This window comes from Streptomyces sp. NPDC040622 (genome assembly GCF_055593965.1).
This window is the reverse complement of record NZ_JBVIXD010000005.1, coordinates 168102-190794: the sequence shown is the minus strand read 5'-3', so window position 1 is coordinate 190794 and position 22693 is coordinate 168102. Positions and strand designations below refer to the sequence as shown.

The 22693-nt window shown below is 70.2% G+C and carries 17 protein-coding genes and 2 pseudogenes; 10 read left to right on the top strand and 9 right to left on the bottom strand.

The genetic code is table 11. The features are described 5' to 3' along the window. Window positions 1-84 precede the first annotated feature (84 nt). Together ACZ592_RS15670 and ACZ592_RS15665 are read right to left on the bottom strand one after the other, a co-directional pair. Window positions 85-270: pseudogene (locus ACZ592_RS15670) on the bottom strand (CorA family divalent cation transporter); the annotation flags it as partial. Window positions 271-812: 542 nt separating this feature from the next. After that, the gene (locus ACZ592_RS15665) at window positions 813-1586 is read right to left on the bottom strand and encodes an HNH endonuclease (RefSeq protein WP_471582084.1); all 774 of its coding nucleotides are present in this window, start codon (window positions 1584-1586) and stop codon (window positions 813-815) included. Between the two features lie 1534 nt (window positions 1587-3120). Between ACZ592_RS15665 and ACZ592_RS15660 the strand changes: the two genes are divergently transcribed. Beyond that, a complete protein-coding gene (locus ACZ592_RS15660) occupies window positions 3121-4053 on the top strand; it encodes a hypothetical protein (protein ID WP_471582083.1) in 933 nt (310 codons plus the stop codon). A gap of 105 nt (window positions 4054-4158) precedes the next feature. After that, window positions 4159-4769, top strand: a pseudogene (locus tag ACZ592_RS15655) (ISKra4 family transposase); the annotation flags it as partial. 174 nt (window positions 4770-4943) lie between these two features. Here the strand turns inward: ACZ592_RS15655 and ACZ592_RS15650 are convergent. Continuing rightward, the gene (locus ACZ592_RS15650; protein WP_471582082.1) at window positions 4944-6104 is read right to left on the bottom strand and encodes a magnesium and cobalt transport protein CorA; all 1161 of its coding nucleotides are present in this window, start codon (window positions 6102-6104) and stop codon (window positions 4944-4946) included. Between the two features lie 267 nt (window positions 6105-6371). On the opposite strand from ACZ592_RS15650, the gene ACZ592_RS15645 reads away from it, so the two are divergent. Continuing rightward, on the top strand, window positions 6372-7559 hold the full coding sequence (locus ACZ592_RS15645) for a winged helix DNA-binding domain-containing protein (RefSeq protein ID WP_471582081.1): 1188 nt from the start codon (window positions 6372-6374) through the stop codon (window positions 7557-7559). Window positions 7560-7773: 214 nt separating this feature from the next. On the opposite strand, the gene ACZ592_RS15640 is transcribed toward ACZ592_RS15645, so the two are convergent. Next, a complete protein-coding gene (locus ACZ592_RS15640) occupies window positions 7774-8610 on the bottom strand; it encodes a helix-turn-helix transcriptional regulator (protein ID WP_471582080.1) in 837 nt (278 codons plus the stop codon). Window positions 8611-8761: 151 nt separating this feature from the next. Here ACZ592_RS15640 and ACZ592_RS15635 point away from each other — a divergent pair, with 151 nt between their 5' ends. Beyond that, window positions 8762-10447 (top strand): AMP-binding protein, encoded by a 1686-nt coding sequence (locus tag ACZ592_RS15635; protein WP_471582079.1) that lies wholly within the window; start codon window positions 8762-8764, stop codon window positions 10445-10447. Next, a complete protein-coding gene (locus ACZ592_RS15630; RefSeq protein WP_471582078.1) occupies window positions 10444-12051 on the top strand; it encodes an AMP-binding protein in 1608 nt (535 codons plus the stop codon). The genes ACZ592_RS15635 and ACZ592_RS15630 overlap by 4 nt, the downstream gene beginning before the upstream one ends. Here ACZ592_RS15630 and ACZ592_RS15625 read toward each other — a convergent pair. Beyond that, window positions 12029-12673, bottom strand: coding sequence for a GNAT family N-acetyltransferase (locus tag ACZ592_RS15625; protein ID WP_471582457.1), 645 nt, complete (start codon window positions 12671-12673; stop codon window positions 12029-12031). The genes ACZ592_RS15630 and ACZ592_RS15625 overlap by 23 nt on opposite strands. Before the next feature lie 230 nt (window positions 12674-12903). Between ACZ592_RS15625 and ACZ592_RS15620 the strand changes: the two genes are divergently transcribed. Continuing rightward, window positions 12904-14079 carry an MFS transporter gene (locus ACZ592_RS15620; RefSeq protein WP_471582456.1) on the top strand — a complete coding sequence of 392 codons (1176 nt, stop codon included), beginning with the start codon at window positions 12904-12906 and terminating at the stop codon, window positions 14077-14079. Window positions 14080-14136: 57 nt separating this feature from the next. Here ACZ592_RS15620 and ACZ592_RS15615 read toward each other — a convergent pair whose 3' ends face one another. Continuing rightward, window positions 14137-15093 carry a hypothetical protein gene (locus ACZ592_RS15615; RefSeq protein WP_471582077.1) on the bottom strand — a complete coding sequence of 319 codons (957 nt, stop codon included), beginning with the start codon at window positions 15091-15093 and terminating at the stop codon, window positions 14137-14139. A gap of 346 nt (window positions 15094-15439) precedes the next feature. Here ACZ592_RS15615 and gcl point away from each other — a divergent pair, with 346 nt between their 5' ends. Beyond that, complete coding sequence (gcl, locus tag ACZ592_RS15610; protein ID WP_471582076.1) at window positions 15440-17227, top strand: glyoxylate carboligase; 1788 nt, start codon at window positions 15440-15442, stop codon at window positions 17225-17227. A gap of 529 nt (window positions 17228-17756) precedes the next feature. Beyond that, window positions 17757-17894 carry a hypothetical protein gene (locus tag ACZ592_RS15605; RefSeq protein ID WP_471582075.1) on the top strand — a complete coding sequence of 46 codons (138 nt, stop codon included), beginning with the start codon at window positions 17757-17759 and terminating at the stop codon, window positions 17892-17894. A 396-nt stretch (window positions 17895-18290) separates the two neighbouring features. Here ACZ592_RS15605 and ACZ592_RS15600 read toward each other — a convergent pair whose 3' ends face one another. The 3 genes from ACZ592_RS15600 to ACZ592_RS15590 all read right to left on the bottom strand — a co-directional run bounded on the left by ACZ592_RS15600 (window position 18291) and on the right by ACZ592_RS15590 (window position 21759). Further along, window positions 18291-19748, bottom strand: a complete 1458-nt coding sequence (locus tag ACZ592_RS15600) for a catalase (RefSeq protein WP_471582074.1) — start codon at window positions 19746-19748, stop codon at window positions 18291-18293. 236 nt (window positions 19749-19984) lie between these two features. Continuing rightward, complete coding sequence (locus ACZ592_RS15595; protein WP_471582073.1) at window positions 19985-20875, bottom strand: 2-hydroxy-3-oxopropionate reductase; 891 nt, start codon at window positions 20873-20875, stop codon at window positions 19985-19987. Window positions 20876-20919: 44 nt separating this feature from the next. Continuing rightward, complete coding sequence (locus ACZ592_RS15590; protein WP_471582072.1) at window positions 20920-21759, bottom strand: TIM barrel protein; 840 nt, start codon at window positions 21757-21759, stop codon at window positions 20920-20922. Between the two features lie 126 nt (window positions 21760-21885). Between ACZ592_RS15590 and ACZ592_RS15585 the strand changes: the two genes are divergently transcribed. After that, entirely contained in the window at window positions 21886-22182 is a 297-nt protein-coding gene (locus tag ACZ592_RS15585; protein ID WP_471582071.1) for a YkoF family thiamine-binding protein, read from the top strand. After that, window positions 22179-22556 carry a helix-turn-helix domain-containing protein gene (locus ACZ592_RS15580; protein WP_471582070.1) on the top strand — a complete coding sequence of 126 codons (378 nt, stop codon included), beginning with the start codon at window positions 22179-22181 and terminating at the stop codon, window positions 22554-22556. The genes ACZ592_RS15585 and ACZ592_RS15580 overlap by 4 nt, the downstream gene beginning before the upstream one ends. The last annotated feature ends 137 nt before the right edge of the window (window positions 22557-22693 follow it).

Below are 22693 nucleotides of genomic sequence, written 5' to 3'. Positions count from 1 at the left end.
TCACCGTGACACCGATGGCCAACAGCGGCCCGAGACATCGTCTACGCATGGAGTCGTTCCGACCGCGAGTGACGAGGGATGCCCCTACAACCAATCCCGCCGCTTGAACACGAAGTACAGGCTGACGCACACCACGGCCATCAGCAGGATCGCGAGCGGATACCCCGCAGCCCACTGCAGCTCCGGCATGGTCTCGAAGTTCATCCCGTAGATCGTGCCGACCAGCGTCGGCGCGAACAGGATCGCCGCCCAAGAAGAGATCTTCTTGAAGTCGTCACCTTCGGGGCGCTGACCTGCGGAGATTGACCGAACCCCTGCTCTGGCCTGGGGCGATGGGTATTTCCAGCTCTTTCGCCGTGTTGCCCGCTTGCGCAGTCGATTCTCCCCGGGCGCACCCCAACTGGGCTTGGTACTCCCCGGATTCTCCCCAGCGAGGGCCAGGAGGTCACGAGGGAGGACTAAATCTGAGGGGCTGTTCGGACATGGCTTGGCCGTTACCCAGAGTACTGGGCAGGCCGTCGCAGTCGCTGGGGACAGGGGTTGGACGCTTGGCTCAAGCGAGTTGGGTTCCCAGCGTCGATAGTCCTGGGGCGCACGCTTCGGCCTTCTCGATTCGCTCCTGCTTTCCTGTCTGCATCGCCTTGTCCGTATGTGTATGCGCTCTCTGGCGTACGCCAGAACCTCAGCCGGACCAGGAACTGGCTGGCTAGCGCTGCGCCGCTCGCCCCGCAGCGCTACGTACTGAGCGTCGGCTGTCGAGTCGGAGCGATTCCCGTAGGAGGGTGTGCTGCTCAGTGCGCGGAAGGAGTGCGTCACCGCGCAGCGAGGCCGGTCTCGATGGTCTGTTGCGTGCTGGTCGGCAGGCGAGCCGCGCCTTGGTGGTCGGGCCTTGTGAGGTAGCGAGGGGACTTCTTCCTGAGGCGCCACTCCATGACGGTCCGGTCGCCTTTCGACAGGTTGCAGTCGGGGCAGGCCGGGACCAGGTTTCCGATGCCGTCGACGCCGCCCCGGGAGATCGGGACGACGTGCTCCTGATGCAGGGAGGGGGTTCTCTCGCCGCAATAGGCACAACTGTCCTCGTAATGGTTCCACAGCCGTGAGAGATCTCGTTCGGTCACGCTGTACCGCTTGGCACGGGCGAGCATCGCCCGGCGCTGGTGGTTCCCGCGGCGCTTTGCGGCTCGCACCCTTTCCGGGTTTGCCTCGAAGTAGGCACGGCGGGAGCACCGGCCCGAGCAGTAGACACGGTGCGCGGAGCTGAGCGGCATCCTTTGTCCGCAGTAGCTGCAGGGACGTGAACGAAGAGCGGAACCGACCTGGCGTTTGTACTGGGCCTTCGAATGGCATGACTGCCCGCAGAACTTGGCGTCACCCCGGCGGTGGGCCATGGAGCCACCGCACCACGCGCAGGCATCAGCTTTCGATCTGGGCACGTAGTTGGCGCGATACCAGCAGCCATGACCGCAGTACTTGCGAAGCCCGTGCTCCCGCATCTCGATCGGCTGACCGCAGACCGCGCACTCCCGCTCTCGCTTCGCTTCCGCACGCTCGACCTTGCGCCGCTTCGCCTGTGCCCGGTTGTTCATGGTGACCTGGCAGTCGACGGAGCAGTAGAGAGCGAGAACGCCTCGCTCGGCCGGAACGGCCAGACCACAGCCTTTGCAGGCATGGGGTCCTGGGCGCACCTGCGGCTTGTCGAGATCCCGGCATGGCTGGCAGCGCCGAGGCTTGCGCCCCGGCTTGTCGCCGGGTACTTCGAAGGGGAACCCACAGCTCTCACACTGGAGAGTGATCGATACCGGCCGCGCGGAGGCCCTCCGCCCGCGGCGTCTGAGAAGTAGCTCCTCGCGTGACACGGCCGGTTGACGCGGAACATGCCCTTGGTCGTTATAGCGGCACTGCCAGCCGCAGTACCTCGCGCGGGGATGGCGGCTATTGATGTCAGCCCCACAGACCATGCACGTTCTGTTCCCCCGCAGTAAGCGAATCAGTTCCATGCGGGCCTCGTGATGGGCCCGGGCCTTGCGGGCCGCCGCGGTGGCCCGGTGCTCCTCGGAGCAGTAGCGGGGAGGCGCACCAGGACGGTTCGGCCGAACGAACGAGGCCGCGCACTCCTCGCAGATGAGCATGGTGGGGCGGCGTGCTTCTAGGGCACATGTGTCGGAGCAGTACTTCGCAAGTCCATGCCGGTGACTGATGTCCGCCATACATACAGCGCATCTCCTCACGGGGCGTACCTCGTTCCACGTGCATGGCCTGTACGGCACCTGATCCTGACTGGACCGCAAGGTAGACCACGGCACTGACAGTTGTTGTGGGACCAGCGAGTTCTCGGCCTGCCATGTTCATGTGAGCTGTCTTCCGACTTTGATCTCTTGCGGCGGGAGTATGCGGACCAAGACGGTGGGTCGGTGACCCCAGGTGCTTCGCGTGTCATGGGGCCAACGGGAAGGGGTGTGTGGTGACATGGGCAACCTTGGCTTTGCGGATCCTCGCGCTCTTGGATCTCTTGGGGCTTCTGCTGTCCCAAGTCCGTGTCGTGCTGACGAACCTGATCGCTGTCGTGCGCGCATGGCACGAGTTGCGGTCGGTGCTGCGCGAGCGAGCATCGGGGATGAGCCAGGAAGCCGATCCGCCGAGCGGACCAGGTCCTTGATCTGGGCTGCTGCAACACGCGGTGCCTGATCTTCCGCACAGTGGCGTGGCCCGTCCTGTCCACATCCTGATCGGTCAATACCGTCGGTGACGGTTCGGCACAGCCGGGGAGGGCCGGGGTGAGCCACGCAGGAAACGGCGAAGGGTGTAGCTCTCTTCCGGGGACGGCCCCGATGGTTTGAGCTGGGAGATTGTGTTTGTGGGTGATGGCGGCGAGGTCGGGTCTCTACCGGGTGGGTGGAAGAGGCGACGCTGATGGGGTCGTTGATCGGGGAGTTGGAGGCGCGGGAGGTGGCGGCCCGGGTGCGGTCGCCGCCGTCGTCGACGAGTGACGGAACCGCCGGGGCCGCACCGTGCCGGGGGTCGAGCGGGGCGGGCCGCCCACCCCACCGACTAGCATCGCCGAGTTCGTGCCACTCACCGGCCCGGGCATCGCGGCACGGCGTACAGGGGAGCTGACACGGCATGAGAACGAAGAGCGCAGCGGCGTGGGCGGTAGCGGTGCTGATGCTCGGCGCAGCCGTCGGCGGCTGCGCCGAGCAATCGGACAAGGGACCGTCCGGCAGCAGCGCGCAGCACACGAAGTCCCCCCGCGAACCGGAGGACAAGCCTGATTCACGGGTCGTCGAGGACGACGACGACCACACCGTCCTCGAACTGTCCGACGGCCGGCAGGTGTCCCTCCGCTTCACTCGCCGCGGCCTGGAGGCACAGCATCGCCACGCCTCTGACGACGCCTGGTCCGCCCGGAAGACGGTCTATGAGACCGGCACCAAACCGTGCCACGGCATCAGGGCAAAGGCGTACCGGGACACCGTGTGGCTCGCGGCCGGCTTCGGCGCGTATTGCAGGGACGGCGAAGAACCGCAAGAGGTGATCGCGGCCGTCGCCACCGGGGACCTCTCCTCCTGGACCACCGACCCGACCAAAAGCACCATCGCCTGGCCGAAGGCCCGCATCCGCGACGGTGGCGCCCGAGTGGACTTCGTCGATCCCAGCATGCTGGAAACCACCACGCTGACCTGGCGCAAAGGCTCCGGATTCGCCGAGGTGGCCACGAAGTACAAGCCCATCCACCCCTGGTTCGTGGGCCGGTGGCGAGCCAGGGACGGCAGCCAGCAGCTGACCATCCACCAGGTCGAGCCGGGCAGACGCGCACGCGTGGTCATCGAGTCCCGCACCGGCCCGCGATGCAAGGGCAGCGCCACTGTCTCCGGCATCGACCAGCACGACCTGTCCATGAGCAACTTCAAGCTCGATCAGGGCACCAGGACCGTCAACTGCCCGCCGGAGGAGTTGGAGTACGACTTCGACGTGAAGTCCTCGGACGGCCCGCTGCGCCTACGCAAGATCGGCAACCACCCGAAGACCGTCCTTACCTATGAGCGGGCGGGCTGACGTACGACTGCGCATGAGGGGCGGCGGCGTGGTCGGGTCTCTACCGTGTGGGTGGAGGAGGCGATGCTGATGGGGCCGTTGATCGGGGAGTTGGAGGCGCGGGAGGCGGCGGCCCAGGCCCGCGACCGCGACCATGTGCGGACCTGGGTCGTCCTGGTCGACGGCGCCCGCCACCAACTCGACCCGACCGCGCCGAAGCCGACCGGCGCGGGATCACCGTGCAGGTCCTGCTCGACATCGTGCACGTCAGCGAGTACGTCTGGGCTGCCGCGCACAGCTTGCACCGGCCCGGCACCCCGGCAGCCGAAGCCTGGGTCGCCGGGCATCTGACCACGATCCTCCACGGCTGGGCCAGCCGCGCCGCCGCGGAGATCACCGCGCAGGCGGAGCGGGCCGGCCTGCGCGGAGCGAAACGCGAAGCCGCAGACACCTGCGTCCGCTACCTGGCCGGCCACCTTGACCAACTCTGCTACGACACCGCGTTGGCCGAGGGCTGGCCGATCGCCACCGGCCCGATCGAGGGCGCATGCAGGCATCTCATCGGCGATCGTCTGGAAATCACCGGGGCAAGGTGGGGGCTGAGCGGCGCCGAGGCCGTACTCAAACTCCGGGCGGTGAAGGACAACGGTGACCTCGACGCCTACTTCGCCTTCCATTTCGCCCACGAGCACGAACGGCTCTGTTCCACCTCTGACCAGCACGACTACGACCTCACGGTCCGAACCGCAGGCGTCCCCCGGGGAGAGCTACACCCAACGGCGAATGAGGTGCGGCGGGTGATGGCCCGCTCCCCAGTGCTGCGCATTCTCCCCAGATTCTCCCCAGGGGGCCGGAAGAGTCCTTCTGAACCCTTCGCGTACGCGAAGTCGATCAAGTCTACTGGCTCCCCGCTACAGCCAATCCCTCCGCTTGAAGATGAAGTACAGGCTCACGCACACCGCCGCCATCAGCAGGATCGCGAACGGATACCCCGCCGCCCACTGCAGCTCCGGCATCGTCTCGAAGTTCATGCCGTAGATCGTGCCGACCAGCGTCGGCGCGAACAGGATCGCCGCCCACGAGGAGATCTTCTTGATCTCCTCGTTCTGTTCGAAGCCCGCCTCCGCCAGTGCCCGCATCTCCGCGTTCTGCTGTTGGGTCACCAAGGTTGCGTTGACCGTGAGGATGTCGGCCAGGGCCTGGCGGAAGCCGTCTACGCGTTCGCTGGTGTGGGTGACGTGGTCGGCCACGTCGCGTAGGTAGCGCTGGAGTTCCTCGTCCGTGCCGTACTTCGCGAAGCCCGCCATCAGGGCGTGCAGCATGCCGACCAAGGGGCGGGTCGCCCGTTGGAACTCGACCATTTCCCGGGAGAGTTCGTAGATGCGGCGGGAGACCGCGGGGTCGCCGCCGAAGACCTCCGTCTCGATTTCGTCGATGTCGTTCTGGACGCCGGCGACGACCGGTGCGTAGCCGTCGACCACCGCGTCGAGGATCGCGTACAGCACCGCCTCGGGGCCCAGTTTCAGGAGGTCGGGGCTCTCCTCCAGGCGGCGGCGGACGCCGGACAGGTCGGGGGCCGCGCCGTGGCGGACCGTGATGACGAAGTCGGGGCCGACGAAGACGTGCAGCTCACCGAAGTCGACCTCCTCGGAGGCGTCGAGGTAGCGGGCGGCCCGCAGGACGACGAACAGCGTCTCGCCGTAGCGCTCCAGTTTCGGGCGCTGATGCGCCTCCATCGCGTCCTCGACCGCCAGCTCGTGGAGGTCGAACTCCGCCGCCAGGGAGAGGAGTTCCGCCTCCGTCGGGCGGGCCAGGCCGATCCACGCCATGCCGTCCCGCTGCTCGCGCAGGTCGCGGAAGGTCTCCGCGAGGGAGGCGGGCGTCGCGACCCGGACGCCGTCGCGGTACAGCGCGGCCTCCACGACGCTGTCCGTGTCATCCCGCGCGTCGTCCTCGGGCGCGGTGGGCGCGGCGTGCGGGCCGTCGGCGGGTGGGCCGGACGGGGGCCGTGCCGTGCGCCGCCACGCGTGCTTCTTCGTGGCTGGTGCCGGACGGGCTCGGCGCTCCGCCATGGTTCGTGGCCGCCCTCCGTGTCGAGCGTGTCGAACGCTTGTCTAACGTGCCTCGGAGCAGGATATACGGCCCAAAAGGCGCGGGCGGGGAGATCGTGGCGGAGGGAGGGGGCGGGCCGCGCGTCGCGAGTGGCCGGCGCGTGGACCGGGGAGGTGGGTCGGCGGGGCAGAGGGCGTCGGGGAAGAGGGCGCGGGGCGGCGGGACTCGCGCCGGGCGGCGGGAATCGCGGACCGGACGTGTCCGCGAGTCCCGCTAGCGTGACCGCCATGAACAAGACGCCGCACCGGGCCCCCGCTGGAACTGCTCCTGCCGGAACTGCTCCCGCCGTGCCCGTCCTGGGAGCGCGCGCCCTCAACCGGGCCACGCTCGACCGGCAGTTCCTCCTGCGCCGTTGCCGCGACCTGTCCGTCAAGGACGCCGTGGGCCACCTCGTCGGTCTCCAGGCGCAGAACGTCAAACCGCCGTACTACGCCCTCGCCGCCCGCCTGGAGAACTTCGACCCCGGCGAACTCTCCGCCCTCCTGGAGTCGCGCGAGCTGGTGCGGATGGTCACCATGCGGTCCACCATCCACCTGCACACCGCCGCCGACGCCCGTACGCTGCGGCCGCTCGTGCAGGGCGCACTCGAAAGAGAGCTCTCGGCGTTCAGGAAGGGGCTGGCCGGCGTCGACCTCGGCGAGCTCGCGGGAATCGCGCGCGAGGCCGTCGAGGCGGCGCCCCGCACGATGAAGCAGCTCCGCGAGCTGCTGCTCGTCACGTGGCCCGATGCCGACCCGCAGTCGCTCGGCATCGCCGCCCGGTGTGCGCTGCCGCTCGTCCAGGTCACCCCGCGAGGGCTGTGGCGGCGCGGCGGGCAGGTCGCGCTCACCACGACCGGGAAGTGGCTGGGCGGCGACGAGGGGGCGGCGCCCGCGCCGGACGAGACCGTCTTGCGCTATCTCGCCGCCTTCGGGCCCGCCTCCGTCAAGGACATGCAGACCTGGGCCGGGCTCACACGGATGAGGGAAGTCTTCGAGCGGCTGCGGCCCCGGCTGCGTACGTTCCGCGACGAGAACGGCGTCGAGCTGTTCGACCTGCCCGACGCGCCCCTGCCCGACCCGGACACCCCGGCCCCGCCCCGCTTCCTGCCCGAGTACGACAACCTCCTCCTCTCGCACGCCGACCGGTCCCGCGTCGTCCCCGCCGCGTACAAGGGGCGCACCTGGAAGGGGAACGTCTCCTACTGCGTCTTCCTCCTCGACGGGTTCCTCGCCGGCGTGTGGCGGCTGACGGAGGACGCCAAGAGCGGAACCGCCGTTCTCACCATCGAGCCGTTCGAGCCGTTCACGGCGCGGGGGCGGCTCGGCCGTGTGCGGCGCGAGGAGCTGACGCGGGAGGCCGAGCGGATGCTGACGCGGATCGCCGAGACCTCGTCCTCGTACGACATCCGCTTCGGGGACGTCGTCGACGCCTGACCCGGGTTCTGGCCCCAGGCACTGAGGGCCGGTCCATGTGCCCGCACAGGCTGCCCGCTGGGGCGTGGCGGGACAGCCGGCCGCCGACGAGTGGCGCCCCGCCCGTCACTAACCGCCCCGCCCGTCACTGAACGGCCAGTTCGTCACTAAACGCCCCGCCCGCCACTGAACGCCCAGCCCGCCACTAAGGGGGAGGGCCACGACACCGGGCGGGCTACGGAAGCAGTCCCGCCCGCCGCGCCGCCACCACCGCCTCCAGACGCGTGTGCGCGCCCAGCTTCCGCATCGCCGAACGCAGGTAGCCCTTCACCGTCTCGGGGCGCAGGCCGAGCCGTTCGGCGGCCGCCGCGTTCGTCACGCCGCCGGCCACGCAGGACAGCACGTCGACCTCGCGGGGGGCGAGGGAGACGGCACGGTCGCGGGCGCGCTCGGGAACCGTCGTCGCCGACTCCAACCGGCCGCAGACCGCCATGAGTTCCGCCCGAAGGGCCGGGTCGGCGACCCGCGGGGCCAACGCGCGCAGCGCGCCGTGCGCCTCGCGTACCTGCTCCCACGCCCCCGGGCCGGCCACCGGCTCCCTGGCCGCCGCGAGCAGCGAGCCCACCTCGTCGCGTACGACCAGGGCCTGCTCCACGTCGCGGGCCGCCGCCACCGCGGCCGCCAGCGTCCGGTCGCCGAGCGGCTGGGCCGTGCGCAGCGCGCCGTACAGCACCCCGCGCACCCGGCGGCGCACCACCACGGGGACCGCGAGCACCGAGCGCAGGCCCTCGGCGGCGACCGCCGCGTCGTATTCGTGGCTGATGTGCCGCGACACGTGGTAGTCGGTGACCGCGCACGGCCGGGACAGGGCGACCGCCTTGCCGCCGAGGCCGTTGCCGGAGGAGATGGCGAGGCCGCTGAGCGCGCGCGTCCCCGTGCCGCTCAGCTCGCCGATGCGCATCTGGAGCGGGCCGTCGAGCAGTCCGCCGAAGGCCACCGGGAGTCCCGTCCCGCGGCGCAGCCGCAGCAGGGCGGCCCGCACCTCCACCGTCTCGCCGCCATCAGCCGACACGTGCGTCCGCCCTTTCGCTTCGCGACACCCCCGTCCGGGGGTGGTGGATCCGCACCACGAATTACACGATGTTACGCAGCGTCCGGCAATGCGTACGGCAGGACGGGCGCCACGTGATCCACCGTGAGCGCGGGACCGACTAGGGGTGCACATGACGACGAACGGGACGAGCGCCACGGAGCAGTTCCGTACCGCACGGGACTTCCTCCTGCGACATCGAGAGGACTACGCCACGGCGTACGAAGGGTTCGCCTGGCCGCGGCCCGAGCGGTTCAACTGGGCGCTGGACTGGTTCGACGTCATCGCCGACGGCAACGAGCGCACCGCGCTGCACATCGTCGAGGAGGACGGGTCCGAGGCCCGCTTTTCCTTCGTGCACCTGTCCGCCCGCTCGGACCGCGTCGCCAATTGGCTGCGTGCGCAGGGCGTACGGGCCGGGGAGCGCATCGTCGTGATGCTCGCCAACCAGGTCGAGCTGTGGGAGATCGCCCTCGCCGCGATGAAGCTGCGCGCCGTCGTCATCCCGGCGACACCGCTCCTCGGCCCCGTCGACCTGCGTGACCGCATCGACCGGGGCCGCGCCCGGCACGTGATCGTGCGCCCCGAGGACGCCGCGAAGTTCGACGACGTGCCCGGCGACTACACGCGGATCGTCGTCGGTGGGGACGCGGGCGGGGGCTGGCTCTCCTACGGTGACGCCGATGACGCACCGCAGGCCTTCGAGCCCGACGGAATCACCCTCGCCGACGACCCGCTGATGCTCTACTTCACCTCCGGCACCACCGCCCGCCCGAAGCTCGTCGAGCACACTCATGTGTCCTACCCGGTGGGGCACTTGGCGACGATGTACTGGATCGGGCTCAGGCCCGGCGACGTCCATCTGAACATCTCCTCGCCCGGCTGGGCCAAGCACGCCTGGTCGAACCTCTTCGCCCCGTGGAACGCCGAGGCCACCGTCTTCATCCACAACTACTCCCGCTTCGACGCGGGGCGCCTCATGGCGGAGATGGACCGGGCGGGCGTGACGTCGTTCTGCGCGCCGCCCACCGTGTGGCGCATGCTCATCCAGGCCGACCTCACTCAGCTGCGGACCCCGCCGCGCGAGGTCGTCGCCGCCGGCGAGCCGCTCAACCCCGAGGTCATCGAGCAGGTACGGCGCGACTGGCACGTCACCATCCGCGACGGCTTCGGGCAGACCGAGACCGCCGTGCAGGTCGCCAACTCACCCGGCCAGGAGCTGAAGGTCGGCTCCATGGGCCGCCCCACCCCCGGCTACACCGTCGTGCTCCTCGACCCGGTGACGGGGGCGCCGGGCGCGCCGGAGGGCGAGATCTCCCTCGACCTGGGCACGGACCCCGTCGGCCTGATGGCCGGCTACCACGGCGACCTGGACCGCACCGCGGAGGCCATGGCGGGCGGCTTCTACCGCACCGGGGACATCGGCGCCCGCGACGCCGACGGCTACATCACCTACGTCGGCCGCGCCGACGACGTCTTCAAGGCCTCCGACTACAAGATCTCCCCGTTCGAGCTGGAGAGCGCGCTCCTGGAGCACGAGGCGGTGGCCGAGGCGGCCGTCGTGCCCGCGCCCGACCCGGTGCGGCTCGCCGTCCCCAAGGCGTACGTCGTCCTCGCCGAGGGCTTCGAACCGGGCCCGGACACCGCGAAGCTGCTCTTCGAGCACTCCCGCGCGGTCCTCGCCCCCTACAAGCGACTGCGCCGCCTGGAGTTCGGCGCACTCCCCAAGACCGTGTCGGGCAAGATCCGCCGCATCGAGCTGCGCGAGGCGACGGCCGCGGGCTCGGACGCGGAATACCGTGAGGAGGACTTCCGGTGAGTGGACTCTCCTACGCGCACGGGACGAGCGGCACGCCCCTGCTCGGCGACACCATCGGGCAGAACCTCGACCGGGCCGTGGCCGCCTGGCCGGAGCGCGACGCGCTCGTCGACGTCGCCGCCGGGACCCGCTGGACGTACGCCGAATTCGGTGCGGCCGTCGGACAGTTGGCGCGCGGCTTCCTCGGGGCGGGTGTCGGAAAGGGCGACCGGGTCGGGATCTGGGCGGTGAACTGCGCCGAGTGGGTGCTCGTGCAGTACGCCACCGCCCGCGTCGGCGCCATCATGGTGAACATCAACCCGGCCTACCGTGCGGGCGAGTTGGAGTTCGTGCTCGGTCAGGCAGGCATATCCGTCCTCGTCGCCTCGCAGTCCCACAAGAGCAGCAACTACCGCGAGCTCGTCGAAGAGGTCAGGGCCCGCTGCCCCGAGCTGCGCGCCGTCCACTACATAGGCGACGGGTCGTGGGACGAGCTCCTGGACGCCGCGGCATTCGTCGGCCCGGAGCAACTTGCCGCGCGCGAAGCGGAGTTGAGCTGCGACGACCCGGTGAACATCCAGTACACCTCGGGCACCACGGGCTTCCCCAAGGGTGCCACCCTCTCCCACCACAACATCCTCAACAACGGCTACTGGGTGGGCCGCACGGTCGGCTACACCGAACAGGACCGGGTCTGTCTGCCCGTGCCCTTCTACCACTGCTTCGGCATGGTGATGGGCAACCTCGGCGCCACCTCGCACGGCGCGTGCATCGTCATACCGGCGCCGTCCTTCGATCCCGTCGCCACCCTGCACGCCGTCGAGCGCGAGCGCTGCACCTCGCTGTACGGGGTGCCGACGATGTTCATCGCGGAGCTGGACCTCGCCGACTTCGCGACGTACGACCTGAGTTCGCTGCGCACCGGCATCATGGCGGGCTCGCCCTGCCCGGTCGAGGTGATGAAGCGGGTGGTCGCCGAGATGCACATGGAGGAGGTGTCCATCTGCTACGGCATGACCGAGACGTCACCCGTCTCCACCCAGACGCGCCGCGACGACGACCTGGACCGCCGCACGGGCACCGTCGGCCGGGTCCTGCCGCACATCGAGGTGAAGGTCGTCGACCCCACGACCGGCGTGACGCTGCCGCGCGGCACCTCCGGCGAGCTGCGCACCCGCGGGTACAGCGTGATGCTCGGCTACTGGGAGGAGCCCGAGCGGACCGCGGAGGTCATCGACGCGGGACGCTGGATGCACACCGGCGACCTCGCGGTCATGCGCGAGGACGGTTACGTCCAGATCGTCGGCCGCATCAAGGACATGATCATCAGAGGTGGCGAGAACATCTACCCCCGCGAGATAGAGGAGTTCCTGTACCGCCACCCGAAAGTCGCCGACGTACAGGTGGTGGGCGTGCCCGACGAACGGTACGGCGAGGTCCCGCTGGCCTGCGTGATCCCCCGCGACCCCGGCGGCGCACTGACGCTGGAGGAGCTGCAGGCGTACTGCAAGGGGCAGTTGGCCCACTACAAGATCCCGGCCGCACTGCGGATCCTCGACTCCTTCCCGATGACGGTCTCCGGGAAGGTGCGCAAGATCGAGCTCAGGGAGCGGTACGGGGAGTGACGGCGCGCCCGGACCCCGCGAGGTCGCGGCGCATGCAGAGGCGGGGCCACCGGTCGAGGCCGAGCTCCGCCTCGTGCGCGCGGATCCGGCGGAGCGCCGGGGTGAGTTCGGCGTCGTCGAGCGGGCGGAAGCCGATGCGGGCGTAGTACGGGGCGTTCCAGGGGACGTCGGCGAACGTGGTCAGGGTCAGCGCGGTACCGCCCGCCGCGCGGGCGCGGTCCGCGGCGTACTCGATCAGGGCGCGTCCGACGCCCCGGCGGGCGGCGCGGGGGTGCACGGAGACCTGTTCGATGTGGAAGACGGTGCTGTCGGGGCCTTCGTCGGGACCCTGGGCGAGGGGTTCGCCGATGAGGTACGCGAGCGGGCCGTCCACCTCGTCACCGCCGAACCCGTCGCCGCGGGACCCGTCGCCGCGGGACCCGTCACCTGCACGGTGCGCGTCCTCGTCGTACACGGCCACCCACGCCCGGCCCGCCCGGCGGAAACGGTCCAACTCCGCCACGGAGGGCGGTTCGTCGTCCGCGATCGCCGCCATGCCGAGTGCGCGGAAGGGTGCGCCGGCGGCCCGCTCGATGTCCTGGAGAGCGGGCAGTTCGGCGGCGGTCGCCGGGCGGACGAGCACGGGAGGGATGCGCATGCGGCGAGTATGCCTCGGCCAAAACCCCTTGTGCGGGCGGGGGCCGACCGGCGATCGTGAGCCGGTCCGTCGGCCGATCCCGTGAGGTGAGCGTGCACCTGTCCAAACCCGGTGACCCCGAGAGGGAGGGCACCGAGGAGGAGGGCGGGGCCGAGGCGCCGCACGAAACCGCCGCGGCGGCCGGTGCCGCGGGGCCGCCGGGCCTGAGCCGCGGCATGGTGCTGCTGCTCGCCGTCACCTGCGGTGTGGCCGTCGGCAACGTCTACTTCCCGCAGGCCGTCAGTCCGCTGGTCGCCGACGGACTCGGTGTGCCGGCCGATACGGCGGCGCTCGTCGTCACGGCCACCCAGTTCGGCTACGCGGGCGGCATCTTCCTCCTCGTACCGCTCGGCGACCGCATCCCCTACCGGACGCTCATCCTCACGCTCCTCGCGCTCACCGGACTCGGCCTGCTCGGTGCGGGCGCCGCGCCGGGGCTCTCACCACTGATCGCCGGGAGCGTCCTGATCGGCGTCACCACCGTGGTGGCCCAGGTCATCGCGCCGACGGCCGCCGGCCTCGTCCCCGAGGAACGCCGCGGCGCCGTGGCAGGCACGCTGCTGAGCGGGTCGATCGGCGGGATGCTCCTGTCCCGCGTGTTCGGCGGCGCCGTGGGGGAGTGGCTGGGGTGGCGCGCCCCCTACCTGATGACGTCGGCCGTCACCCTGCTCATCGCCTGCGTCCTGGCCCGCGCGCTGCCGAGGTCGACCGCGCCGTCCCGCCAGCGCTACCCCGCGCTGCTCGCCGAGTCGCTGCGGCTGCTGCGCACCGAACCGGAACTGCGCCGCTCGGGCTTCTACCAGGCGATGCTCTTCGGCGGGTTCTCCGCTCTGTGGACCGGCGTGGCACTGCTGCTGACCGGTCCCGAGTACGGTCTCGGGGCCTCGGCGGTCGGCGTGCTCGCCCTGGTCAACGCGGCGACCATGATCTGTACGCCGGTGGCCGGACGGCAGGTGGACCGGCGGGGATCCGACACGGTCAACCTCGTCTGCATCGTCGCCGTGCTCGTGGCGTCCGCGGTGCTTCTCGCCGGGGGACTCGGCGGGGTGGCGGGGCTCGCCGCCCTCGCGGTGGGGTCGCTGCTGCTCGACGTCGCGATGCAGTCGGGCACGGTCGCCAACCAGGTACGGATCTTCGGCCTGAGCGACCGGGCGCGGGCCCGGCTCAACACGGCCTACATGACCTGCGCCTACCTGGGCGGCAGCATCGGGTCCTGGCTGGCGGTGCGGGCCTACGGCGTCTTCGGCTGGCCGGGGGTGTGCGGGCTCGTCGCGCTGATGGCCTCGCTGGCGCTTTCGCGGCACCTGGCGCATCTGCGCGGCGCGGGCCGGACCGCACTCCCGCGCCCGTAGTCCCTGGCCCGTCCGCAGCCCAGTGGCCCTTGCCCTTGGCGGTACGGGGCCGTCGGCTCACGCCCCCGTCGCGACCAGCTCGTCCGCAGCGGTGTTGACCGGCTGGGGCGTGCCGGTCAGATCCATCGTGAACAGCGGCACGCCCAAGGAGTCCGCCCGGGTGCGGGCCCCGGCGGTGTACCCGGCGAGGGAGAAGAACGCACAGGTCACGGGGGTCTCGCCGGCCTCCGTCATGGCGGTGAGCCACAGACACTCGATGTCGCGCAGGGTGGTCGGCCGCAGCTCGGGCTCGACCTGCGCCAGCATGCCGCGCGCGGCGATCCGGGCTCCGGAGGGCGGACGCCGGGCGGCGCTGCGCGTGTTCAGGTAGCCGAGCCACCGCAGATACAGCGCGGTGACGGTCACGGCGTCGCGGGCGTCACGGATCGTGACCGGGCGGAAGGCGGGGCGGGGGCGCGGGGCCGTGACCGGCAGCGGGATGTGGGAGGGGAGGGCGAGGTCCTCGGGGCGCGGGTCTTCGGCGCCGGGCTCCGCCGGGCCGGACGCCTCCGTGCCGGGGCCTGCTGGGCCGGACGCCTCCGTGCCGGGGGCTGCTGGGCCGGGCGCTTTCGTGCCGGGCTCCGCCGGGCCGGACGCCTCCGCGCCGGGGTCCGCCGGGCCGGGCGCTCGTGTGCCGGACGGTTCCGTTCCGGGCGTTCCGGCGCACGAACCGAGCGCCCCGTCGTCCCCATGGGTCTCCTTCTCCCACAGTCGCGCGGGACCAAGACCCGGAGCGACCGGTACGCGCAGTACCGCCCCGCAGCCGCAGTCCAGCTCGGGCTGCGGCCACTGCCCCTGCCGTCCGCAGGCCCCGCACCGCACCGTGACCCACTCGTCCGCCCAGGCCCGGTCCGTGACCCGCACCACCGCCGCGCCCCGCGCGAGGGGCGGGACCACGGGGGCGCCGCACACGCAGGGGTAGGCCGGGGGAGCGTACAGATGCTCGCGCCGGCAGCCCGGGCACCGTATCGGCACGCCACTGTCCGTCACCGTCTCCACCGCCTGCCGCACGGCGTGCCGTCGTCGCGCCCCGCTCGCCGGGGTGCTGTCCCGTCCCTTGCGCCGTCTCCTTCCCATCCTCCACCCAAGGGGTGCCCGTCGGCTGCGAGTTGAGTGAACGGGTGAACCGGGCCGAAGAGAGACGTTCCCCCGGTCTCTCTTGACGGTCTCCGGGAAGCCCGCATACATTGCTTCCATATAGCAGAACAAAATTTCCACAATGCGGAAACAGAAGCTCACCGCGGGGCGCGACGGGAGCCGGATCCGCCAGCCGTATCCGGCAGCCGAAGAGCTGTCGTAGCTGTCGAAGCAGGAGAACCCCATGGCTCGTATGACCGCTGCCCGCGCGGCAGTTGAGATCCTCAAGCGCGAAGGCGTCGTCAACGCGTTCGGTGTTCCGGGCGCCGCGATCAACCCCTTCTACAAGGCGCTCAAGGAGGGCGGTGGCATCGACCACACCCTCGCCCGCCACGTCGAGGGCGCCTCGCACATGGCCGAGGGCTACACCCGGGCCAACCCGGGCAACATCGGTGTCTGCATCGGTACGTCAGGACCGGCCGGCACCGACATGATCACCGGCCTGTACTCCGCGATCGGCGACTCGATCCCGATCCTGTGCATCACCGGCCAGGCGCCGACGCACCTCCTGCACAAGGAGGACTTCCAGGCCGTCGACATCGCGACCATCGCCAAGCCGGTCACGAAGATGGCCGTCACGGTCCTGGAGGCCGCGCAGGTCCCCGGCGTCTTCCAGCAGGCCTTCCACCTGATGCGCTCGGGCCGTCCGGGCCCGGTCCTCATCGACCTGCCCATCGACGTCCAGCAGACCGAGATCGAGTTCGACCCGGAGACGTACGAGCCGCTGCCGGTCTACAAGCCGTCCGCGACCCGCGCCCAGATCGAGAAGGCGATCCGCTTCCTGGTGGAGTCCGAGCGCCCGCTGATCGTCGCGGGCGGCGGCATCATCAACGCCGACGCCTCCGACCTCCTGGTCGAGTTCGCCGAGATCACCAACACCCCGGTCGTGCCCACCCTGATGGGCTGGGGCACCATCCCCGACGACCACGACCTGAACGCGGGCATGGTCGGCCAGCAGACCGGCCACCGCTACGGCAACGCCACGTTCCTGGAGTCGGACTTCGTCCTCGGCATCGGCAACCGCTGGGCCAACCGTCACACCGGCTACAAGCTGGACGTGTACACCCAGGGCCGCAAGTTCGTGCACGTCGACATCGAGCCCACCCAGATCGGCAAGATCTTCGCGCCGGACTACGGGATCGCCTCGGACGCCAAGGTCGCCCTGGAGCTGTTCGTCGAGGTCGCCAAGGAGCTCAAGGCCGCGGGCAAGCTGCCGGACCGCTCGGAGTGGGTCGCCTCCCACCTGGGGCGCAAGGAGAGCCTGCAGCGCCGCACGCACTTCGACAACGTCCCGATGAAGCCGCAGCGGGTCTACGAGGAGATGAACAAGGCCTTCGGCCCGGAGACGCGCTACGTCACCACCATCGGCCTCTCGCAGATCGCGGGCGCGCAGATGCTGCACGTCTACAAGCCGCGGCACTGGATCAACTGCGGCCAGGCGGGCCCGCTCGGCTGGACCATCCCGGCCGCCCTCGGCGTCTCCAAGGCCGACCCGGAGACCCCGGTCGTCGCGCTGTCGGGCGACTACGACTTCCAGTTCATGATCGAGGAGCTGGCGGTCGGCGCGCAGCACCGCATCCCCTACGTCCACGTCCTGGTGAACAACGCCTACCTGGGCCTGATCCGGCAGGCGCAGATCGGTCTGGACATCAACTTCCAGGTCAACCTGGAGTTCGAGAACCAGAACAGCCCCGAGCTGGGCGTCTACGGCGTCGACCACGTCAAGGTGGCCGAGGGCCTGGGCTGCAAGGCGATCCGCGTCACCGAGCCCGACGAGCTCCTGCCGGCCTTCGAGCTGGCCAAGAAGCTGGCCGTGGAGCACCGTGTGCCGGTCGTCGTCGAGGCGATCCTGGAGCGCATCACGAACATCTCGATGAGCCCCACGGCGGACATCAGCGACGTCAAGGAGTTCGAGGAGATCGCGACGGAGCCGGGCCACGCGCCGACGGCGATCCGTCCGCTGAAGGTCTGACGGACGTCGGCCTGAGCCACTGACAGGGGCGGTCCACCCGGCGGGGTGGACCGCCCCTTCGGCGTGTGCGGGAGATTGTCGGTGCCGAGGGCTTGGCCCCGGGCGAGGGCACCAGGTTCATGGAGGCTCCCGACGGCCGCCCGGGGCGTCACGTCATCCCGCGCGGCAGGGCGGGGCCGGCGCTCTGGCTTGAGCGCGTCCCGCGTGACGGCCGCATTGACGTCGAGGACCCCGCATTGACGTCGAGGACCCCGAAGCGTCCGAGCACGGCCTGCAGAGGGCCCTCCGCGGTCAGCCCTGGATCTTCGGTGGCTGTGAGCCGGCGAAGCCGCCCAAGCCGCCCAACGACGGCTGGTGCCCGGTGACGAGGTGGACATCCCGTCAACTGCCTCGTGGGGCTGGACGAGCACCGTGACCGCATCCGTGAGGAGTTCGGTCTCTGGACGCGCCGAGCCGGTGCCGTCGTCCTGATCGGCCATCCAGGCCTTCAGGCATCCAGGCCTTCAGGCCTTCAGGCCTTCAGGCCGACGTGCCGGAGGACGAGATCGATGAGGCGCCGGGCACGTTCATCACCCGTGTGACCCGCGTCGAGGTCCTCACCTGCGAAGAGCTCCTGGACACCGCCCACCGCTCCCTCACCGACCCCGAGCACCCCATCGCCCCATGAAGAGAGCCGAGCGCGGGACCGTCCGTGCTCGGCTCTCTGGCCTTGGGATGTGAAGTTGTGACCGCCCGACGGCGCGCGACTGGCGGAACATGCATGCGCGCTGCCGGGCGGAGCAGGTGGGGCCCTCCGGGGCGACGGAGGGCGGAAGAGGGGGCCGCGGCGGCCTGCGATGGACCGTGGATTCCCCTCCCTCAGGTCGAGAAGGAAGCCGTCGGACCTTGACCACCGCACTGGCTCGCAGAGCCACCGCGGACCCGTTCCTGTCCGCCGGGGCGGACGTGCCCGCGGTGTCCACGGGACCACCCCTCATCCGGGTCCGTGGCGGTGCGGGCTCAGCACCGGTGAGTCGACCTCCCGTCAACCCACCGGCGCAGCCTGGGAGTTACCCTCGCTCGCTCAGTCCTCGCGCAGGGCGCGGACGGCCTTCTCGACGCGCTTGCCGTAGTCGGCGTCGGCGGCGTGGAAGTGGGCGAGGTTCTTCTCGATGACGTCGTCGCGGGAGACCTGGGACAGGCCGCCGGCGATGTTCGCCACCAGACGGGACTTCTCGTCCTCGGACATCAGGCGGAAGAGCTCGCCCGCCTGGAAGAAGTCGTCGTCCTTGGTGTGGGCCGGGGCCTCGTGCGTGCCGGTGTGGCCGTTGACGGCGAGCGGCGCGGAGAGGGCCTGGCCGGTCTCGGCGGGACCGTCGTACGAGTTGGGCTCGTAGTTCTTGCGGTCGCGGCCGTACGCGTTGGACGCCATCAGGCCGTCGCGGCCGTAGTTGTCGGCCTTCGTCGCCTTGGGGGCGTTCACCGCGAGCTGGGTGTGGTTGACGCCCAGACGGTAGCGGTGCGCGTCCGCGTAGGCGAACAGGCGGCCCTGGAGCATCTTGTCGGGGGAGGGGCCGATGCCCGGAACGAAGTTGTTCGGGGAGAAGGCGGCCTGCTCGACCTCGGCGAAGACGTTGTCCGGGTTGCGGTCCAGGACCAGGCGGCCCACGCGCTGCAGCGGGTAGTCCTTGTGCGGCCACACCTTGGTGAGGTCGAACGGGTTGAAGCGGTACTCGGCCGCGTCCGCCGCCGGCATGATCTGCACGTGCAGGGTCCAGGACGGGTTCACGCCGCGCTCGATGGCCTGCAGGAGGTCCGTCTGGTGCGAGTTCGGGTCCTGGCCCGCGAGCTCGGCGCCCTGTTCGGCGGAGAGGCTGCGGACGCCCTGGTTCGTCTTGAAGTGGTACTTGACGAAGAAGGCCTCGCCCTGCGCGTTCGTCCACTGGTAGGTGTGCGAGCCGTAGCCGTTCATGTGGCGGTACGAGGCGGGGATGCCGCGGTCGCCCATCAGCCAGGTGATCTGGTGCGTGGCCTCGGGGGCGTGCGCCCAGAAGTCCCAGACGTTGTCCGGCTCCTGCTTGCCCGTGAAGGGGTCGCGCTTCTGCGAGTGGATGAAGTCGGGGAACTTCAGCGGGTCCTTGATGAAGAACACCGGCGTGTTGTTGCCGACGAGGTCGTAGTTGCCGTCCTCGGTGTAGAACTTCAGCGCGAAGCCGCGCGGGTCACGGACCGCGTCCGCGCCACCGAGGTTGTCCGCCACGGTCGAGAAGCGCAGGAAGACCTCGGTGCGCTTGCCGATCTCGCTGAGGAAGTCGGCGTGGGTGAAGCCGGTGACGTCGTCGGTCACCTCGAAGTGGCCGTACGCGCCGGAGCCGCGGGCGTGCACGACGCGCTCCGGGATGCGCTCACGGTTGAAGCGGGCCAGCTTCTCCAGGAGGTGCTGGTCCTGGAGGAGGATCGGGCCACCAATGCCGGCGGTGGCGGAGTTCTGGTTGTCGGCGACGGGGGCGCCGGACTCGGTCGTGAGCACACGCTTCGACATGGTGGCGAGGTTGACCTTCCGTACGGAACTGCTTCGACTGCTGACGGTGTTCGGGAGCGTATGGACCCCTGAGCAGCCACGTCAACAGTTTGTTGAAGTTTTTGGGTGGGCCTTGGTGCGGCGGGTGGAGCAGTGGGTGTTCCGGGCCGCGGCGGCGCCTGGGCGCGACAGGACAGGTGTCAGCGACGCCACGGCCCGGAAGTCTGGGGGCCCCGGAAGGGGGGCCGGGGGAGGTCTTAGACCTCGGAGCCCGAGAGGCGCTCGACGGAGCGCAGCAGGGCGGAGTGGTCGAGGCCGCCGTCGCCCTGGGCGCGCAGCGAGGCGACGAGCTGGGCGACGACGCCGCCGACCGGAAGGGCCGCGCCCACGTTGCGGGCGGCGTCGGTGACGATGCCCATGTCCTTGTGGTGCAGGTCGATCCGGAAGCCGGGCTTGAAGTCGCGGTTCAGGAAGTTGTCCTTCTTGCGCGTCAGGACGGTCGAGCCCGCGAGGCCGCCGTTCAGGACGTCGAGCGCGGCCTTCAGGTCCACGCCGGACTTCTCCAGGAAGACCACGGCCTCGGCGCACGCCTGGATGTTCACGGCGACGATGAGCTGGTTGGCGGCCTTGACCGTCTGACCCGAGCCGTGCGGACCGCACAGCACGATGGTCTTGCCCAGCGCGTCCAGGAGCGGCTTGGCCTCGTCGAAGTCGGCCTGCTCACCGCCGACCATGATGGAGAGCACGGCCTCGATGGCACCGGCCTCGCCGCCCGAGACGGGGGCGTCCAGGACGCGCAGGCCCTTCTCCTTGGCGGCCTTGGCCAGGTCCACCGAGGTCTGCGGGGTGATCGAGGACATGTCGACGATCAGCGCGCCGGACTTCGCGTTCTCCAGGATGCCGTCGGCACCGTACGCGATGGCCTCGACCTGCGGGGAGGCCGGCACCATCGTCACGACGACGTCGGCGTCCTTGACGGCCTCGGCGATGGACTTGACGGCGGTGCCGCCGGCCGCGGCCAGCCGGTCCAGCTTGTCCTGCTCCAGGGTGAAGCCGGTGACGGAGTAACCCGCCTTGATCAGGTTCTCGGCCATGGGGGAGCCCATGATGCCGAGGCCGATCCACGCGATCTTGGGAAGGTTGCTCATGAGGGTGCCTCTCTAACTGCTGTCGTACGTCGGGGAGTTGGCGCTCAGCGCGCGGCGCGGGCCTCGGCGGGCAGCCAGTCGAAGGACTCGGCGCTCGGGCGGTCGCCGGCCTTGTACTCCAGGCCGACCCAGCCCTCGTAACCGACCTTCTTGAGCTGGTCGAGAAGGCCTTCGAGGGGGAGCGAGCCGGTGCCGGGGGCGCCGCGGCCGGGGTTGTCCGCGATCTGCACGTGGCCGGTCTTGCCGGCGTACTGCTCGATGACCGACGGCAGGTCCTCGCCGTTCATGGACAGGTGGTACAGGTCCATGAGGAACTTGGCGTTGCCGAGGCCGGTGGCCGCGTTCACCTTGTCCACGATCTCGATCGCCTTGGGCGCGCTCACGATCGGGCAGAGCGGCGACTCGGGCTTGTTCAGCGCCTCGATCAGCAGGATCGCGCCGACGCGGTCGGCCTCGCGGGCCGCGAGCACCAGGTTCTCCAGGGCGAGCTCGTCCTGGACGGCCGGGTCCACGCCGTCGACGCGGTTTCCGTACAGCGCGTTGAGCGCCGTGCAGCCGAGCGACTTGGCGAAGTCCGCCGCCACCGCGAGGTTCGCGCGGAACTTCGCGCTCTCCTCGCCGGGGATCGACAGGGCGCCGCGGTCGGGTCCCGGCAGCTGTCCGGCGTAGAAGTTCAGGCCCACGAGCCGGACGCCCGCGTCCTCGATCGCCTTCTTCAGGGCGTCGAGCTCGGACTGCTCGGGGGTGGGGGCGTCGACCCAGGGCCACCACAGCTCGACCGCGGTGAAGCCGGCCTTCGCGGCGGCCGCGGGGCGCTCCAGGAGCGGGAGCTCGGTGAAGAGGATCGACAGGTTCACATTGAAGCGCTGGTCGGAGTATCCCATGGGGCTTCCGCGCTCCTTCCGTATTGCGGAAGTTCATTTCTGCTTGATGGAAGACTGCCCCCGATCCGCGGAAGCTGTCAAGAGGGGACTGCCGAAAAATCGAGCGGCGGCATTAGGTTGTGCACCGTGCGATTGAGAGTGGAGTTCACGACCGAACCCTTCGATCTCGACGAGGCCCCGCAGCACGCGGTGGTGGCCCGTGAGGTCATCCAGGGGGCCCCGCTGGACACCGTGGACGTAGGTCCCTTCGGCAATACGGCCGAGGGCGACGTCGACGCGGTGCTGACTGCCGTCGACGCGATGCTGCGCCGGTCCCTGGGGGCGGGCGCCACGCGCGTCTCCCTCCAGGTCAACGTGATCGGCGAACCGGTGGACCCGGGGGATCCGGTGGATCCGGTGGATCCGGGGGAGGCGGATAAGTGACCAGCTTCGGGGACGACCCCTTCGTCACCGCGGTCAAGCCGCTGGTGGACGCGATGGGCGGCGAGATGATGCCGCCGGACCAGGCCGGGGTCGACGACGTCGTCCTGGCCTGGGAGGGTGAGGACGTGGTGGCCGTGCGGCTGCCGCAGCTCGCCGACTCCCTGGACCACATCCTGCTCGCCCTGGAGCGCAAGCAGGGCCGGCCGCTGTCCGAGCTGGACCGCAAGGCCAAGCAGGAGGTCGTACGGATACTGGAGGCACGCGGCGCCTTCTCCGTCCGGCACGGGGTCGAGACGGTGGCGGGCGCGCTCGGCGTCAGCCGTTTCACCGTGTACAACTACCTGAACAGGGAGAACGCGGCCAAGGGCGAGTGATCCCGGCGCGGTCCGCGCGTCATTCCCTCAGCTGTCACCACAGTCACTTTGGTCACTCTGTGCCGCCGAGCCGTCACCCGTATTGCGGGTGGCGGCTTCTTTGTTCAAGTTATTTCAACAAACTGTTGACGCGGTGT